The following is a 17,215-nucleotide window of genomic DNA, read 5'->3' as shown; positions in this document are numbered from 1 at the left end:
GGTGCGGTGTCGTGTTCGCAATTCAGACAAGGAAATGGATGATATGGACAGCTACATCCGCTGGTTTCAACGCTTCATCTGGATCGGTATTGCGATGAACATGGTGTTCGCCATCCCTGCGCTGTTCGCGCCGGGGTTGCTGACATCAGTGGTCGGGCTGCCGCCGCAACTCTCCGACCCATGGCTGGAAAACGCCGGGATGCTGCTGGTCGGTATCAGCGTGTTTTACATGCCGTCGGGTTTCAACGCGCCGCGCTACGTGGTGCATTCCTGGCTGTGTGTGCTGACGCGGTTGATCGCGGTGATCTTCTGGATTTACCTGATCAACACCAGCATTCAAGGTTCGGTGTTCGTACCGATGCTGATGGGCGACCTGAGCTTCTTTCTGATTCTCGGCATTTTGCTGTACTTGGGCACCGCGCCGCAGAATCAGCCATGGGCGCTGCTATGCGATGGCTGGCGCGAGTGGCGCGCGGCGTGGGCGCGGCAATGGCAGAGTCACGCCTTCAAGGTCGGCACGCTGATCGTGGTCGCGGTGCTCGGTTTTATCGGCTACGAAACCTGGTATCAGATGCTCCGCGTCGTTCCCGAGCAGGAATATGCCTCCGACGAAGACCACTACAAGTACGCCGCCATTGGCCTCGGTATCGAAGCGCGTATTCCGTATTACCTGTTCGCCGTACTGCCGCAGATGTGCCCGGAGAAAATGCCCAAGCCCGGTGGTTGGGAAGTCTTCGGCTTCCTTTTTGAAAACGGCAAGGATCTGCCGATCGGCATGGCCAAGCGACAGATCGGCTACCCGACGGTCGAGCCGAATTGCGCGCTGTGCCATACCGGTTCCTACCGCGCCAATGCCGGTGACGTCGCCGTCAATGTACCCAGTGCACCGGCCAATACCCTGCAACTGCAAGCCTTCCAATGGTTTGCCTACGATTGCGCCAGCGACCCTAAATTCACCACCGACGCGGTGATGGCGGCGATCAACAGCAAGTTTCAGTTGGGCTTCTTCGAAAAACTCTATAACCGCTACCTGATCATGCCGATGGCAAAAAGCGCCTTGCTCAAGCAGAAACAGGCCTACGCCTGGCAGAAGCTGCGCCCGCAACAGGGCCCGGGCCGCACGGATACCTTCAACCCGACGAAAATGGTCGTGTTCGGCTTCCCGGATGACTCGACCATCGGCACCGTCGACCTGCCGCAAGTGTGGAATCAGAAACCGCGGGAATCGATGTACCTGCACTGGGACGGTAATAACAACAAGATTCACGAACGCAACTACGCCGCTGCGATGGCCGTGGGCGCGACGCCGGAATCGGTGTTGCCGCCGAGCTTCAATCGCGTGACCAACTGGCTGCTCGGGCACAAGGCGCCGGCGTGGCCGTGGGCGCTGAATCAGGCGAAAGTCGCGCAGGGCAAACCGATCTGGGACAACAACTGCGCCGGTTGTCATGACTTCGGTCGGGCGGATACCGGTCAGGTCACTACCAACATCGACCAGCTCGGCACCGATCCGCATCGGCTGGACTCTTTCACCACGGGGCTGGTGGCTGCATTCCACAGCTTCAAGAAACCGCCGTTCGACTTCGGCGCCTACCGCAAGACCCAGAGCTACAGCAACACGCCGACCGACGGGGTCTGGCTGCGCGCGCCGTACCTGCACAACGGCTCGGTGCCGACGCTGTGGGACTTGCTGCAACCACCAGAAAAACGTCCGCAGACGTTCATCACCGGTTCCGACATCTACGATCCGGTCAACGTTGGTTTTGTTACCAGCGGCGCCCAGGCCAAGGCCTCGGCCGACTTCAAATACGACACGCGTCTGGAGGGCAACCACAACACGGGCCACCTGTACGGCACGACGCTGTCGGACGACGACAAGCGGGCGCTGATCGAATTCATGAAAACCCTGTGAAGTCTTACGGATAGAGGATTTCGTCATGTCAGCAGTCGGTCATCTGAAGCATGAATACGACAAGGTCAAAGTACGTCTGCACGGGCTGCTCACGCGGGTGGAAATGGCCTGGATGAAGCTCATCAGCGAACTGGAACCCGAGGAGTTCCAGGCCATCATCAAGTTGCTCCAGCGCGGTCACGACCAGGCGCAGTACGTGCTGAAAAACGGCGAGTTGCCGGACGACGAGCCGGCGGTGCCGTGGGAGCTATCCCACGGTTTGTCGATCCTGCGCATCGGCAACGCGACGCCGTTGCCGCAGTCGCCGGATCAACTGCAAACCAGGGTACTCAAGGACGGCACGTTGCTGGGGTGTCGCAAGTGGGAACTGCTCGATTTGTTGTGGAGCGAGGCACTGCTCAAGTGGATCGAGAACCTGCGCCATCACGCGACGTTCGGCACTGACCCGGCGGTGGTGCAAATGGACCGTGAGGTGACCCTGGCGATTGCCGGCGACTGGGGCACCGGACCGTTCAACAGTCATGCACCTGCTGTCTCCGTGGCCAATCAGATGCAACTGGCCAACGCCGACTTCACCATTCATCTGGGGGATGTCTATTACGCCGGCAGTCATTCCCAGGAAGACGTCGACATGGCCGGCTGGCCAATGGGCACCCACGGTTCGTTCACCCTCAACTCCAATCACGAGATGTACAGCGGCGCCCACGGCTACTTCAAGGAACTGGCCAAGCGTTTTCCGGGCCAGCAGGGCACCAGCTATTTTGCGCTGATCAACGATGACTGGCTGGTGGTCGGGCTGGATTCGGCCTATGCGTCCGATGCGATGAACCTGTACATGGACGGCACGTTGAACGAGCCGCAGATCGAGTGGATGAAAGGCCTGCCGAAACGCAAAAAAATCATGGTGCTCAGCCATCATCAGGGCTTCGATATTTCCGGGCACAACGAGACTGCGTTGTATCAACCGGTGTGCGATGCGCTGGGGCGTGAGCCGGACTATTGGTATTGGGGGCATCTGCACAACGGCATCGTTTATGCGCAGCAGGGCGGTTTGCACGCGCGTTGCGCCGGGCACGGGGCGATTCCCTATGGCAATTCCAGTGAGCTGAACGGGCATTCGCGGGTGTTGTGGTCGGAGACGCAAGATGCCAAGGACCCGGCGTATCCGCTGCGGGTGTTGAACGGGTACGCGAAGATCCGCTTGGTGGGGGAGGAGATATTTGAGGAGTTTATTGGTGAGGATGGATCGGTGAGGTGGTCGTCCAAGTGAGGCGGTGACTGGGCCGGCCTCTTCGCGAGCAGGCTCGCTCCCACAGTTGGAACGCATTCCAAATGTGGGAGCGAGCCTGCTCGCGAAGCCTTTGCTTTTAGCCTTGGACGGGGACGCCTTTGAGGTAAGGCGCAGGCTCGGCCCCAAGGTTATTCAGCAAGCGCTCGCTGTACCAATCCACGAAGTTGACCACGCCAAACTCATAGGTCTTCGAATAAGGCCCAGGCTGATACGCCGTCGAGTTGATCCCGCGCTGGTTCTCTTCCGCCAGACGTCGATCCTGATCGTTGGTCGCATCCCACACCTGACGCATGCGCTCGACGTCGTAATCCACGCCCTCGACCGCGTCCTTGTGCACGATCCACTTGGTGGTGACCATGGTTTCCTGCGCGCTGATCGGCCACACGGTGAAGACGATGATGTGATCGCCCATGCAGTGGTTCCACGAGTGCGGCAGGTGCAGGATGCGCATCGAGCCCAGATCCGGGTTTTTGATCCGGCCCATCAGTTTCGCGCAGCCCTGTTTGCCGTCGAGGGTCATCGACACGGTGCCCTTGAGCAGTGGCATGCGCACGATGCGGTTGCGCAGGCCGAAACTGGCGTGGGCATAAGGAATTTTCTCGGCTTCCCACGCTGCAGCGGACGCGGCGACGTGATCCTTGAACGCCTGATCGGCGCGCGGGTCGGTGACGTCGTCCCATTCCAGCAGGGTTTTCAGCAGTTCCGGGTGCGACGCGTTGCAGTGGTAGCACTCGCGGTTGTTTTCCAGCACCAGTTTCCAGTTGGCCTTTTCCATCAAGGTGGTGGTGATCGCCACCTTGGTGTTTTCCATGTCGTACGGTTCCATGTAATGGTTCAGCGTCGACAGGAAGTCATCAATGGCCGGCGGATTTTCCGCCAGACTGATAAAGATGTAGCCGCCGGCGGTCTTCACGTTCACCGGTTTGAGGCCGTACTGCTTCATGTCGAAGTCGGCGCCCATTTCGGTGCCGGCGAACAGCAGGCGGCCGTCCAGCTCGTACGTCCACTGGTGGTAGTGGCAGACCAGTTTGGCGACTTTGCCTTTTTCACTGGTGCACAGGCGCGAGCCACGGTGACGGCAGACGTTATGGAACGCATGCACCACACCCTCGGCGCCTCGGATGACGATGATCGGGTTCTTGCCGATCTGCAGGGTCAGGTAGTTGCCCTTGGCCGGGATCTCGCAGGTCATGCCGGCGATCAACCACTCTTTCTGGAAGATCTCCTGCATGTCGATATCGAACAGCCGCTCGTCGCTATAGAACGGCTGTGGCAGCGAAAACGTCCGCTCGCGCTCCTGGAGCATTTGTGCGGTGGCCTTGCGTGCGGGTTCCAGCGGATCGCCCAGGCTGATTTTTGCGGTGACGTCCATCGATTTGATCCTCAAGGCCATCTGCGTGGCCGGCGAAAAGTGGCTGATCAGGTGTGCTGTTAACGGTTGCTACGCAAGGTGTAAAGAATTCGTCTTGGTGTGAGGCGAGTGTGGGGCCGGCGCTGGGCGGAACCTTATCCATGGGCGACATGGTGCAATCTGTTCCCGACGCGCAACCCCCGGTGGTTGGGGGCTGGTCGCGATAAGTATGCCGATGTCGCGGATAGGTAAACGGACGGTCTGCGCTATACGCAGAATCGCCGACATGAGGCCGACAGTCGGCCGTGGAGAACAGCATGTCCAACAGCTTCCTGAATCCGGTCACCACCCAGACCTGGGCCAATGGCCGACACATCGTCCGTTGCGTCAAAGTCATCCAGGAAACCTGGGACGTGCGCACCTTCTGCTTCATGGCTGATCAGCCGATCCTGTTCTTCTTCAAACCCGGGCAGTTCGTCACCCTGGAGCTGGAAATCGAAGGCCAGCCGATCATGCGCTCGTACACGATCTCCAGTTCGCCGTCGGTGCCGTACAGCTTTTCGGTGACGATCAAGCGCGTGCCGGGTGGCAAGGTTTCCAACTGGTTGCACGACACGCTTCATGAGGGGCAAGAGTTGGCGGTGCACGGGCCGGTCGGCCTGTTCAATGCCATCGACTTCCCGAGCCCGAAAGTCTTGTACCTCAGTGGCGGCGTCGGCATCACGCCATGCATGTCGATGGCGCGCTGGTTTTACGACACCAACGCCAACGTCGACATGACCTTTATCCACAGCGCGCGTTCGCCGAAAGACATCATCTATCACCGCGAGCTGGAGCATATGGCGTCGCGGATCGACAACTTCAGCTTGCACCTGATTTGTGAGAAGCACGGCTTGGGTGAGCCGTGGGCTGGGTATCGCGGTTACCTGAACCACAAGATGCTTGAGCTGATGGTCCCGGACTTCCTTGAGCGCGAAGTGTTCTGCTGCGGGCCGACGCCGTACATGAACGCGGTCAAGCGCATGCTGGAAGTGGCCGGTTACGACATGTCGCGTTATCACGAAGAGTCGTTTGGTGCGACGCCACCGGAAGCGCGTGCCGATGCGGTGGAGCAAGCCGAGCAGGCTGCGGATGCACCGGAAATCGATGCGGCGGATCTGCATCAGGTCGAGTTCACTTCGTCGGGCAAGAGCATTCGTGTGGCACCGGGCGAGACTGTGCATGCGGCAGCGGCGAAGCTTGGGTTGATGATTCCGAAGGCGTGCGGCATGGGCATTTGCGGGACGTGCAAGGTGCTCAAGCTGGGGGGCGAAGTGGAGATGGAGCACAACGGCGGGATTACCGAGGACGACGAGGCCGAGGGGTACATTCTGTCTTGCTGCAGCGTGCCTAAAGGCGATGTGCGGATCGATTTCTGAGTGGGGCGAATTTTTGCGTACGGCTTACCCCTCACCCCATCCCTCTCCCAGAGGGAGAGGGGGCCGACCGAGGTGTCTGGCGCTATACATCGACCTGAAAGACCTTATCGATTGTGGATTCGGCAAAGCAGATTCAGGTCGACGTATTCCTTGAGCATCCCCCAATCAGCGCCCTCTCCCTCTGGGAGGGGGCCGACCGAGGTGTCTGGCGTTCTACACCGACCTGAATGACCTTATCGATTGTGGATTCGGCAAAGCAGTTTCACGTCGGCGTAATTCTCAAATATCCCCCATTCAGTCCCCTCTCCCTCCGGGAGAGGGCTAGGGTGAGGGGCTTTTCAGTCGATAAACAAATCCGGCATCAACGCCGCGTCGCTTTCTCGATCAAAGCGATATTGTCCGAACTCCGTCACACCGCTCTCCCGCAAAACGTCCTCATCAATCAACAGCCGGCCGGTGATCTGCCGCCCGCGGCTATCCAGAATCACATGCGCCGCATCCGCCATGATCGAAGGCAGACGCGCCTGTTTGAACGACTCCCGATTACCCAACTGAAACTCAATCGCCGCCGTAGCGATCATCGTCTGCGGCCACAGCGAATTGACGCTGATCCCGTAACTGGCAAATTCCTCGCTCATCCCCAGCGTCAGCATGCTCATGCCGTACTTGGTCACCGTGTAAGGGCTGAACTGTGCAAACCATTTGTTCGCCAGATTCAGCGGCGGCGACAGGTTGAGAATGTGCCCGGCGGATTTCTTCAGATAGGGCAGGGCGGCCTGGCTGCACAGCAATACCGCGCGGGTGTTGATCTGGTGCATCAGGTCGAAACGCTTGAGTTCGATGTGCTGCACACCGGTCAACTTGATCGCCCCGGCGTTGTTCACCAGCGCATCGATCGCGCCGAAATGTTCGTTGGCTTGGGCGAGAGCCTGGCGCACGCCATCCTCATCACGCACATCCACCTGCAACGCCAGCGCCTTGCCACCCGCCGCTTCGACTTCCGCAGCGACGCTGTGAATGGTGCCGGGCAGTTTCGCGTGAGGCTCCGCGCTCTTCGCCGCAATCACGATATTGGCCCCGTCCCTCGCGGCACGCAGCGCAATCTCACGACCAATGCCACGGCTGGCGCCGGTGATGAACAGGGTTTTGCCTTGTAACGACATGCCGATGCTCCTGCTTATTGTTATGTGAGCGAAGGGCTCGACAGACAATGTAGACCAAGGGCAACGCAATCTCTGTAGGAGCTGCCGCAGGCTGCGATCTTTTGATCTTGATCTTAAAAAACAAATCAAAAGATCGCAGCCTGCGGCAGCTCCTACAGGGGAGGGTGTGGAGTCAGGTCAGGCGGACATGACTTCGCGGATGTCGCGGGCGAGTTCGCGGACGCGTTCTTCTTCGGTGTCCCACGAGCACATGAAGCGTGCGCCGCCCTTGCCGATGAAGGTGTAGAAACGCCAGTTCTTCGCGGTCAGGGCGGCAATGGCCGGTTCCGAGAGTTGCAGGAATACGCCGTTGGCCTGCACCGGGAACATCAGTTCAACGCCCGGAATGTCACTGACCAGCTCGGCCAGCAATTGCGCGCAGTGGTTGGCGTGGCGGGCGTATTTGAGCCAGGCGTCGGTTTCGAGAATGCCGACCCATGGTGCCGAGAGGAAGCGCATTTTCGACGCCAGTTGCCCGGCCTGTTTGCAGCGGTAATCGAAATCTTCCGCCAGCTTGTGGTTGAAGAACAGAATCGCTTCACCCACGGCCATGCCGTTTTTCGTGCCGCCGAAGCACAGCACGTCAACGCCGGCCTTCCAGGTCAGATCGGCTGGCGAGCAGCCGAGGAAGGCGCAGGCGTTGGAGAAGCGCGCGCCGTCCATGTGCAGGTGCAGGCCCAACTCCTTGCACGTGGCGCTGATGGCGCGGACTTCTTCCGGGGTGTAGACGCTGCCGACTTCGGTGGCTTGGGTCAGGGTCACGACGCGCGGTTTCGGGTAGTGGATGTCCTGGCGCTTGAGCGCGACTTCGCGGATCGACTGCGGGGTGATCTTGCCGTTTTCAGTGCCGGCGATCAGCAGTTTCGAGCCGTTGGAGAAGAATTCCGGCGCGCCGCATTCGTCGGTTTCGACGTGGGCGGTTTCCGAGCAGATCACGCTGTGGTAACTCTGGCACAGCGACGACAGGGCCAGCGAGTTGGCGGCGGTGCCGTTGAAGGCGAAGAATACTTCGCAGTCAATTTCGAACAGTTTGCGGAAATGATCGGACGCGCGTGCGGTCCATTCATCGTCGCCATAAGCGCGTTGGTGGCCGTGGTTGGCCTGCTCCATGGCAGCCCAGGCTTCAGGGCAGATACCGGAGTAGTTGTCGCTGGCGAATTGTTGGCTCTTGTCGGTCATGGCCGGCTTCCGTGGTCGAGACTCTTGTGAAGGCTCGTGGTCAATGAGGGTGCGCACTTTACCGAAGATCTTCCGGGGAGCACACGGGATGTCGCTGTCAGAACATTACATGGACGCAGGCCGATTATGCACCTGACTAAACGCGACGGCGCGCTGGATCTGCTCAAGTGGCTGGCGCTGCTGAGCATGTTGCTCGATCACCTGCGATATGTCGGGTTCTCCGTCGATTGGCTGTATGTGCCGGGGCGGCTGGCGTTTCCGTGGTTTTGTCTGGCGATGGCGGCGAATCTGGCGCGCGATGGGTCGCGGAGGATGGAGTGGCGGTATCTGGGCTGGTTGTTGCTGTTCAGTGCGGTGAGCGAGATTCCGTATCGGTTGTACATTCCGGAGCCGGATACGTTGAATGTGCTGCCGACGCTGGCGCTGGGTTTGCTGGTGGCGCGGGGGTGGCAGGATCCGGTTTGGGTTTCACGACTGCTGGCGGTAAGTGCAGTGACACTTGCCGCTGTATTCCCGGAGCGGCTGATGTTCGGGTTCTTCGGGGTGCTGCTGCCGTTGGCGATGCTGCTGCTGTTTCGCCGGCCGTGGTATTTCAGCCTGTTGCCGGGTTTGATATGCCTCGCAGCGAATCAATGGCAAGTGCTGTACGACTCGACGAGATTTGGCAGTAGCGTCGCGATCCTCGGCATTGCCACCTGTCTGCTTGCGCCAATGCTCGGAATGTTCCTGTTGCGACATGGGCGACATCTTCAGCCACCGCCGATGCGGCGTTGGGCTTACGCCCTTTATCCCGCACATTTCCTCCTGCTGCTCGCCATCCGCCAGTTGCTCGTCTAAAACCCCCTGTAGGAGCTGCCGAAGGCTGCGATCTTTTGATCTTGAAAAAGCCAAAGTCAAAAGATCGCAGCCTTCGGCAGCTCCTACAGGGGATTGCATCCTTCTAGTCATTTCCAGCCATGTCGTAAACGCACCTTTGCGTGGCGCGCGCAGGCATTTGAGCTGTCTGCGCCGGTCATACCATCGGCATCAAAGGGCACTGCCGTGATTGCCGGTGCCTTACCGAGACGAATGGCGCACAGATGCCGCTGGGAGAGACGCGATGTTCAGCAAGCAAGACCAGATCCAGGGTTACGACGATGCACTGCTGGCGGCGATGAATGCCGAGGAGCAACGTCAGGAAGATCACATCGAGCTGATCGCGTCGGAGAACTACACCAGCAAACGCGTGATGGAAGCGCAAGGCAGCGGCCTGACCAACAAATACGCCGAAGGCTATCCGGGCAAGCGCTACTACGGTGGCTGCGAGCACGTCGATAAAGTCGAAGCGCTGGCCATCGAACGCGCCAAGCAACTGTTCGGCGCCGATTATGCCAACGTCCAGCCGCACTCCGGTTCGTCGGCCAACAGCGCCGTATACCTGGCGTTGATCCAGCCGGGCGACACCATCCTCGGCATGAGCCTGGCCCACGGCGGTCACCTGACCCACGGCGCCAAAGTGTCGTCCTCGGGCAAGCTTTACAACGCCGTGCAGTACGGCATCAACACCGACACCGGGCTGATCGATTACGACGAAGTCGAGCGTCTCGCCGTCGAATCCAAGCCGAAAATGATCGTCGCCGGTTTCTCCGCTTACTCGAAGACTCTGGACTTCCCGCGCTTCCGTCAGATCGCTGACAAGGTCGGCGCGCTGCTGTTCGTCGACATGGCCCACGTTGCCGGTCTGGTCGCCGCCGGTCTGTACCCGAACCCTCTGCCGTACGCCGACGTGGTCACCACCACCACGCACAAAACCCTGCGCGGTCCACGTGGCGGGCTGATCCTGGCCAAGTCCAACGCAGAGATCGAGAAGAAGCTCAACGCCGCCGTCTTCCCCGGCGCTCAGGGCGGCCCGCTGATGCACGTCATAGCCGGTAAAGCCGTGTGCTTCAAGGAAGCGCTGGAGCCGGGCTTCAAGGCTTATCAGCAACAAGTGATCGACAACGCTCAGGCGATGGCCAGCGTATTTATCAAACGTGGCTACGATGTAGTGTCCGGCGGCACCGACAACCATTTGTTCCTGGTCAGCCTGATCCGTCAGGGCCTGACCGGCAAAGACGCCGACGCCGCCCTTGGCCGTGCGCACATCACCGTCAACAAGAACGCCGTGCCGAATGACCCGCAATCACCGTTCGTGACCTCGGGCCTGCGCATCGGCACCCCAGCCGTCACTACTCGCGGCTTCAAGGTGACCCAGTGCGAAGTGTTGGCTGGCTGGATCTGCGACATCCTCGACAACCTCGGTGATGCCGATGTCGAGGCCAATGTTGCCCAGCAAGTGTCGGCCCTGTGCGCAGACTTCCCGGTTTATCGCTGAGTGTTCTGGAGTAACTGACTATGCAACGCTATTCGGGCTTCGGCCTCTTCAAACACTCCCTCAGCCACCACGAAAACTGGCAGCGCATGTGGCGCACACCGACGCCGAAGAAGGTCTACGACGTGGTCATCGTCGGTGGCGGCGGGCACGGTCTGGCGACTGCCTACTACCTGGCGAAAGAACACGGCATCACCAACGTCGCCGTGGTCGAGAAGGGCTGGCTGGGTGGCGGTAACACCGCGCGCAACACCACCATCGTGCGCTCCAACTACCTGTGGGACGAGTCGGCGCACCTTTACGAACACGCGATGAAATTGTGGGAAGGCCTGTCGCAAGACCTGAACTACAACGTGATGTTCTCCCAGCGTGGCGTCTACAACCTGTGCCACACCCTGCAGGACATCCGTGATTCCGAGCGTCGGGTCAGCGCCAACCGCCTCAACGGCGTCGATGGCGAACTGCTCAATGCCAAGCAAGTCGCTGACGAGATTCCGTACCTAGACTGCACGAAAAACACTCGCTACCCGGTGATGGGCGCAACTGTTCAGCGTCGCGGCGGCGTGGCGCGCCACGATGCCGTGGCCTGGGGCTTTGCCCGTGCCGCCGACGCCCTCGGTGTGGACTTGATCCAGCAGACCGAAGTGATCGGTTTCCGCAAGGAAAACGGCGTGTGCATCGGTGTTGAAACCAACAAGGGTTTCATTGGCGCCAAGCGCGTCGGTGTGGTCACCGCCGGTAACTCCGGACACATGGCCAAGCTCGCCGGTTTCCGTCTGCCGATCGAATCCCACCCGCTGCAAGCGTTGGTGTCCGAACCGATCAAACCGATTATCGACAGCGTGATCATGTCCAACGCCGTGCACGGTTACATCAGCCAGTCCGACAAGGGCGACCTGGTGATCGGCGCCGGTATCGACGGCTACAACGGCTACGGCCAGCGCGGTTCGTACCCGGTGATCGAACACACCATTCAGGCCATCGTCGAGATGTTCCCGGTGTTGTCGCGCGTGCGCATGAACCGTCAGTGGGGCGGCATCGTCGACACCACCCCGGACGCTTGCCCGATCATTTCGAAAACCCCGGTACCGAACATGTTCTTCAACTGCGGTTGGGGCACCGGTGGTTTCAAAGCGACTCCTGGCTCGGGCAACGTGTTTGCCGCGAGTCTGGCCAAGGGTGAAATGCACCCATTGGCCGCACCTTTCTCCATCGACCGTTTCCACAACGGTGCGTTGATCGATGAACACGGCGCTGCGGCTGTCGCCCACTAACAGGAGAAATCCCCATGTTGCATATCTTCTGTCCTCACTGCGGCGAACTGCGCTCCGAAGAGGAATTCCACGCATCCGGTCAGGCGCACATTCCGCGCCCGCTCGATCCAGGCGCCTGCACTGATGAAGAGTGGGGCGACTACATGTTTTTCCGCGATAACCCGCGCGGTCTGCATCACGAGTTGTGGGATCACGTTGCCGGTTGCCGTCAGTACTTCAACGTCACCCGCGACACCGTGACCTACGAGATTCTCGAGACCTACAAGATCGGCACCAAGCCGCAATTCACCGACAAGGCTGATTCGGCGAAAACAGCCACGACGGCGCTGGGAGAGAAGGTATGAGCCAGACCAATCGCCTGTCCAACGGTGGACGGATCGACCGCAACAAAGTGCTGAGCTTCACCTTCAACGGTCAGAGCTACAAAGGCTTCGAGGGTGACTCGCTGGCCGCCGCGCTGATCGCCAACGGCGTCGACATCATTGGCCGCAGCTTCAAATATTCGCGTCCTCGCGGGATCTTCGCCGCCGGTGCCGAAGAGCCGAACGCAGTGCTCCAGATCGGTGCTACCGAAGCCACGCAAATCCCCAACGTGCGCGCCACGCAACAGGCGCTGTATCAAGGTTTGGTTGCGACCAGCACCAACGGCTGGCCGAGCGTCAACAACGACATGATGGGCATTCTCGGCAAGGTCGGCGGCAAGCTGATGCCGCCGGGTTTCTACTACAAAACCTTCATGTATCCGCAGTCGTTCTGGATGACCTACGAGAAGTACATTCGCAAGGCTGCCGGTCTGGGCCGTTCGCCGACCGAAGTCGATCCGGACACTTACGACTACATGAACCAGCATTGCGACGTGCTGATCGTCGGTGCTGGCCCTGCCGGTCTCGCCGCTGCTCTGGCTGCTGCGCGCAGCGGGGCCCGGGTGATTCTGGCGGACGAGCAGGAAGAGTTCGGCGGCAGCCTGCTCGACTCGCGCGAAAGCCTCGACGGCAAACCGGCGATGGACTGGGTCGCCAGTGTCATCACCGAACTGAAGAACACCCCGGACGTGCTGCTGTTGCCGCGCGCCACGGTCAACGGTTACCACGACCACAACTTCCTGACCATTCACGAACGCCTTACCGATCACCTCGGTGACCGTGCGCCGATTGGTCAGGTGCGTCAGCGTATTCACCGTGTCCGCGCCAAGCGAGTGGTGCTGGCGACCGGTGCTTGCGAGCGTCCGCTGGTCTACGGCAACAACGACGTGCCGGGCAACATGCTGGCCGGAGCGGTGTCGACTTACGTGCGCCGCTATGGCGTAGCGCCGGGCAAGAAGCTGGTCCTCAGCACCAACAACGATCACGCCTATCGTGTGGCGCTTGATTGGCTCGACGCCAGTCTGCAAGTGGTGGCCATCGCCGATGCGCGCAGCAACCCACGCGGTGCGCTGGTGGAAGAGGCGCGTGCCAAAGGCATCCGCATTCTGACTGGCAGCGCCGTGATCGAAGCCCGTGGCAGCAAGCGTGTGACCGCTGCCCGCGTTGCCGCGATTGATGTCAAAGCGCACGCCGTGACCAGCCCGGGCGAATGGCTCGACTGCGATGTGATCGCCAGTTCCGGCGGTTACAGCCCGGTTGTTCACTTGGCTTCGCACCTCGGTGGCAAGCCGACCTGGCGTGAAGACATCCTCGGTTTCGTACCGGGCGAAGCCCCGCAGAAACGTGTGTGCGTCGGTGGCATCAACGGCGTATACGGTCTCGGCGATTCGCTCGCTGACGGTTTTGAAGGCGGCGTACGTGCTGCCGCTGAAGCCGGTTTCCAGACTGTTGAAGGCGTGCTGCCGAAAGCCCTGAGCCGTCACGAAGAACCGACGCTGGCGTTGTTTCAGGTGCCGCATGAAAAGAACACCGCACGGGCGCCGAAGCAATTCGTCGACCTGCAAAACGACGTGACCGCTGCAGCGATCGAGTTGGCGACCCGCGAAGGTTTCGAGTCGGTCGAGCACGTCAAACGCTACACCGCGCTGGGCTTCGGCACCGATCAGGGCAAGCTCGGCAACGTCAACGGTCTGGCCATCGCGGCCCGCTCGCTGAACGTGACCATCCCGCAGATGGGCACCACGATGTTCCGCCCGAACTACACGCCGGTGACTTTCGGCGCCGTGGCCGGTCGTCACTGTGGGCACATCTTCGAGCCGGTGCGTCACACCGCGCTGCATGCCTGGCACGTGAAGAACGGCGCCGAGTTTGAAGACGTCGGTCAGTGGAAGCGTCCATGGTACTTCCCGAAAAACGGCGAAGACCTGCACGCCGCCGTGAAGCGCGAATGCAAAGCCGTGCGCGACAGCGTTGGCCTGCTCGACGCCTCGACCCTTGGCAAGATTGACATTCAAGGCCCGGATGCCCGCGAGTTCCTCAACCGCGTGTACACCAACGCCTGGACCAAACTCGATGTGGGCAAGGCCCGCTACGGTTTGATGTGCAAAGAAGACGGCATGGTCTTCGACGACGGTGTCACGGCGTGTCTGGCCGACAACCATTTCGTCATGACTACCACCACTGGCGGCGCGGCGCGCGTGCTGCAATGGCTGGAGCTGTATCACCAGACCGAATGGCCGGACATGAAGGTTTACTTCACTTCCGTCACCGACCACTGGGCGACCATGACCCTGTCCGGCCCGAACAGCCGCAAGCTGCTCAGCGCCGTGACCGACATTGATCTGAGCAACGAAGCCTTCCCGTTCATGACCTGGAAAGAAGGTCTGGTCGGCGGTGTGCCGGCGCGGGTGTTCCGCATCTCGTTTACCGGTGAGCTGTCGTACGAAGTCAACGTGCAGGCCGACTATGCGATGGGCGTGCTGGAGAAAATCGTCGAGGCCGGCAAGCAGTACAACCTGACCCCGTACGGCACTGAAACCATGCACGTCCTGCGCGCCGAGAAGGGTTTCATCATTGTCGGTCAGGACACTGACGGTTCGATGACCCCGGACGACTTGAACATGGGCTGGTGCGTCGGTCGCACCAAACCGTTCTCGTGGATCGGCCAGCGTGGGATGAACCGTGAAGACTGCGTGAAGGATCAGCGTAAGCAGTTGGTCGGCTTGAAGCCGATCGATCCGAACGTGTGGCTGCCGGAAGGTGCGCAGTTGGTGTTCAACACCAAGCAGGCGATCCCGATGACCATGGTCGGCCACGTGACCTCCAGCTACGCGCACAACTCCCTCGGTTATTCGTTTGCCATGGGTGTGGTCAAGGGCGGTCTGAAGCGCCTCGGTGAGCGGGTGTTTGCACCGCTGGCGGATGGCAGCGTGATCGAGGCGGAGATTGTTTCTTCGGTGTTCTTCGATCCGAAGGGTGATCGCCAGAACATCTGACGGCCTCAAGAACTGTGGGCGGGCGGCTATTCGCGAGCAGGCTCGCTCCCACATTCGACCGCGTTCCCCTGTGGGAGCGAGCCTGCTCGCGAAAGCGGCAGATCAGCCACCGCAGGAACCAAAAGAATTCAGGAAGGTGCTTTATGACCACAGCCAATATTTACCAACAACGCCCGACCACCGGCGCCAAGGCCGAGTCGTCGCTGCAGCATGCCGACCTCGCCAGCCTGGTCGGCAAGGGGCGCAAGAACGCCGGCGTGATCGTGCGTGAAAAGAAACTTCTCGGCCATCTGACCATTCGTGGCGACGGCCACGATGCAGCGTTCGCCGCCGGTGTGCACAAGGCCTTGGGCATCGAACTGCCCGGCGCCCTCAGCGTCATCGTCAAAGGCGAAACCAGCCTGCAATGGATGGGCCCGGACGAGTGGCTGCTGATCGTGCCAAGCGGTGAAGAATTCGCTGCTGAACAGAAACTGCGTGAAGCCCTGGGCGATCTGCACTTTGCGATCGTTAACGTCAGTGGCGGCCAGCAAGTGCTCGAACTGAGCGGGCCGAATGTGCGTCAGGTGCTGATGAAATCGACCAGCTATGACGTGCACCCGAACAGTTTTCCGGTGGGTAAAGCGGTCGGCACGGTGTTCGCCAAGTCGCAGCTGATGATTCGGCATACGGCGGAAGACACTTGGGAACTGCTGATTCGCCGCAGCTTCTCGGATTACTGGTGGTTGTGGTTGCAGGATGCTTCGGCTGAGTACGGGTTGAGCGTTCAGGCCTGAAAGATCAAAAGCTACCCCCTCACCCCAGCCCTCTCCCCTAGGGGGAGAGGGGGAAAGGGAGCAGGTTTGTGTGGTTTTCGAGCCTGAGTTCGCCGCGATATTTCAGGTCGGCGTAGCTCGAAACAACACCTCGGTCAGTCCCCTCTCCCTCTGGGAGAGGGCTAGGGTGAGGGAAAAACCTGACACCCCGCACAAGAACAGGAGTCACCGCACCATGAGCCGCGCCCCAGACACATGGATTCTGACCGCCGACTGCCCCAGCGTCCTCGGCACCGTGGACGCGGTGACGCGTTTTCTGTTCGAGCAGGGTTGCTACGTCACCGAGCACCATTCGTTCGATGACCGCCTCTCCGGGCGTTTTTTCATCCGCGTGGAATTCCGTCAGCCTGACGGTTTCGACGAACAATCCTTCCGCGCCGGCTTGGCCGAACGTGGCCAGGCCTTCGGCATGATCTTCGAACTGACGGCGCCGAACTACCGGCCAAAAGTGGTGATCATGGTCTCCAAGGCCGATCACTGCCTCAACGACTTGCTCTACCGCCAGCGCATCGGCCAATTGTCGATGGACGTCGCGGCGGTAGTTTCCAACCATCCTGACCTCAAGCCGCTGGCCGACTGGCACCAGATTCCCTACTACCATTTCCCCCTCGACCCCAACGACAAGCCGTCGCAGGAGCGTCAGGTGTGGCAGGTGATCGAAGAGTCCGGGGCCGAACTGGTGATTCTCGCCCGCTACATGCAGGTGCTGTCGCCGGAGCTGTGCCGCAAGCTCGATGGCAAGGCGATCAACATTCATCACTCGTTGCTGCCGGGTTTCAAGGGCGCCAAGCCGTATCACCAGGCTTATAACAAGGGCGTGAAACTGGTCGGCGCGACGGCGCATTACATCAATAACGACCTCGATGAAGGGCCGATCATTGCCCAAGGCGTCGAGGCGGTGGATCACAGTCATTACCCTGAGGATTTGATTGCCAAGGGGCGCGATATTGAAGGCCTGACACTGGCGCGGGCCGTGGGTTATCACATTGAGCGGCGCGTGTTCCTGAACGCCAATCGCACCGTCGTTCTCTAGATCGCTAAAAGATCGCAGCCTTTGGCAGCTCC

13 protein-coding genes are annotated in these 17,215 nt (G+C 60.3%); 10 read left to right on the top strand and 3 right to left on the bottom strand.

Features of this window, described 5'->3' with window-relative positions; translation table 11 throughout:
* The first annotated feature begins 43 nt into the window (after positions 1-43).
* Positions 44-1,912 (top strand): hypothetical protein, encoded by a 1,869-nt coding sequence (locus tag C2E19_RS27330; RefSeq protein ID WP_129395828.1) that lies wholly within the window; start codon positions 44-46, stop codon positions 1,910-1,912.
* Between the two features lie 25 nt (positions 1,913-1,937).
* Positions 1,938-3,182, top strand: a complete 1,245-nt coding sequence (locus tag C2E19_RS27325) for a metallophosphoesterase (RefSeq protein WP_129395827.1) — start codon at positions 1,938-1,940, stop codon at positions 3,180-3,182.
* A gap of 97 nt (positions 3,183-3,279) precedes the next feature.
* Here the strand turns inward: C2E19_RS27325 and gbcA are convergent, their stop codons facing one another.
* Positions 3,280-4,575: a glycine-betaine demethylase subunit GbcA gene (gene gbcA, locus C2E19_RS27320; protein ID WP_008083155.1), complete on the bottom strand. Its 1,296-nt coding sequence runs from the start codon at positions 4,573-4,575 to the stop codon at positions 3,280-3,282.
* A 296-nt stretch (positions 4,576-4,871) separates the two neighbouring features.
* Here gbcA and gbcB point away from each other — a divergent pair, with 296 nt between their 5' ends.
* Complete coding sequence (gene gbcB, locus C2E19_RS27310) at positions 4,872-5,972, top strand: glycine-betaine demethylase subunit GbcB (RefSeq protein WP_129395825.1); 1,101 nt, start codon at positions 4,872-4,874, stop codon at positions 5,970-5,972.
* A gap of 338 nt (positions 5,973-6,310) precedes the next feature.
* Here gbcB and C2E19_RS27305 read toward each other — a convergent pair whose 3' ends face one another.
* Both C2E19_RS27305 and C2E19_RS27300 read right to left on the bottom strand, forming a co-directional pair.
* Positions 6,311-7,135 (bottom strand): NAD(P)-dependent oxidoreductase, encoded by an 825-nt coding sequence (locus tag C2E19_RS27305; RefSeq protein ID WP_129395824.1) that lies wholly within the window; start codon positions 7,133-7,135, stop codon positions 6,311-6,313.
* A gap of 177 nt (positions 7,136-7,312) precedes the next feature.
* Positions 7,313-8,353 carry a low specificity L-threonine aldolase gene (locus C2E19_RS27300; RefSeq protein WP_129395823.1) on the bottom strand — a complete coding sequence of 347 codons (1,041 nt, stop codon included), beginning with the start codon at positions 8,351-8,353 and terminating at the stop codon, positions 7,313-7,315.
* A 126-nt stretch (positions 8,354-8,479) separates the two neighbouring features.
* On the opposite strand from C2E19_RS27300, the gene C2E19_RS27295 reads away from it, so the two are divergent.
* The 7 genes from C2E19_RS27295 (at position 8,480) to purU (ending at position 17,183) form a co-directional block, all read left to right on the top strand.
* Positions 8,480-9,190, top strand: coding sequence for a TraX family protein (locus C2E19_RS27295; protein WP_129395822.1), 711 nt, complete (start codon positions 8,480-8,482; stop codon positions 9,188-9,190).
* 262 nt (positions 9,191-9,452) lie between these two features.
* On the top strand, positions 9,453-10,706 hold the full coding sequence (locus tag C2E19_RS27290; protein WP_129395821.1) for a serine hydroxymethyltransferase: 1,254 nt from the start codon (positions 9,453-9,455) through the stop codon (positions 10,704-10,706).
* Between the two features lie 20 nt (positions 10,707-10,726).
* On the top strand, positions 10,727-11,977 hold the full coding sequence (locus C2E19_RS27285) for a sarcosine oxidase subunit beta (RefSeq protein WP_129395820.1): 1,251 nt from the start codon (positions 10,727-10,729) through the stop codon (positions 11,975-11,977).
* Positions 11,978-11,991: 14 nt separating this feature from the next.
* Positions 11,992-12,321, top strand: a complete 330-nt coding sequence (locus tag C2E19_RS27280; RefSeq protein ID WP_007913119.1) for a sarcosine oxidase subunit delta — start codon at positions 11,992-11,994, stop codon at positions 12,319-12,321.
* On the top strand, positions 12,318-15,335 hold the full coding sequence (locus tag C2E19_RS27275; RefSeq protein ID WP_116028352.1) for a sarcosine oxidase subunit alpha: 3,018 nt from the start codon (positions 12,318-12,320) through the stop codon (positions 15,333-15,335). Before C2E19_RS27280 ends, C2E19_RS27275 begins: the two co-directional genes overlap by 4 nt.
* A 143-nt stretch (positions 15,336-15,478) precedes the next feature.
* Positions 15,479-16,111: a sarcosine oxidase subunit gamma gene (locus C2E19_RS27270; RefSeq protein ID WP_129395819.1), complete on the top strand. Its 633-nt coding sequence runs from the start codon at positions 15,479-15,481 to the stop codon at positions 16,109-16,111.
* Positions 16,112-16,325: 214 nt separating this feature from the next.
* On the top strand, positions 16,326-17,183 hold the full coding sequence (gene purU, locus C2E19_RS27265; protein ID WP_008086918.1) for a formyltetrahydrofolate deformylase: 858 nt from the start codon (positions 16,326-16,328) through the stop codon (positions 17,181-17,183).
* The last annotated feature ends 32 nt before the right edge of the window (positions 17,184-17,215 follow it).

It is taken from the genome of Pseudomonas sp. DTU12.3, from assembly GCF_004124275.1.
Classification (GTDB): domain Bacteria; phylum Pseudomonadota; class Gammaproteobacteria; order Pseudomonadales; family Pseudomonadaceae; genus Aquipseudomonas; species Aquipseudomonas helmanticensis.
Note: the sequence above shows the minus strand (reverse complement) of the source record. Positions and strands in the feature narration are given on the sequence as shown.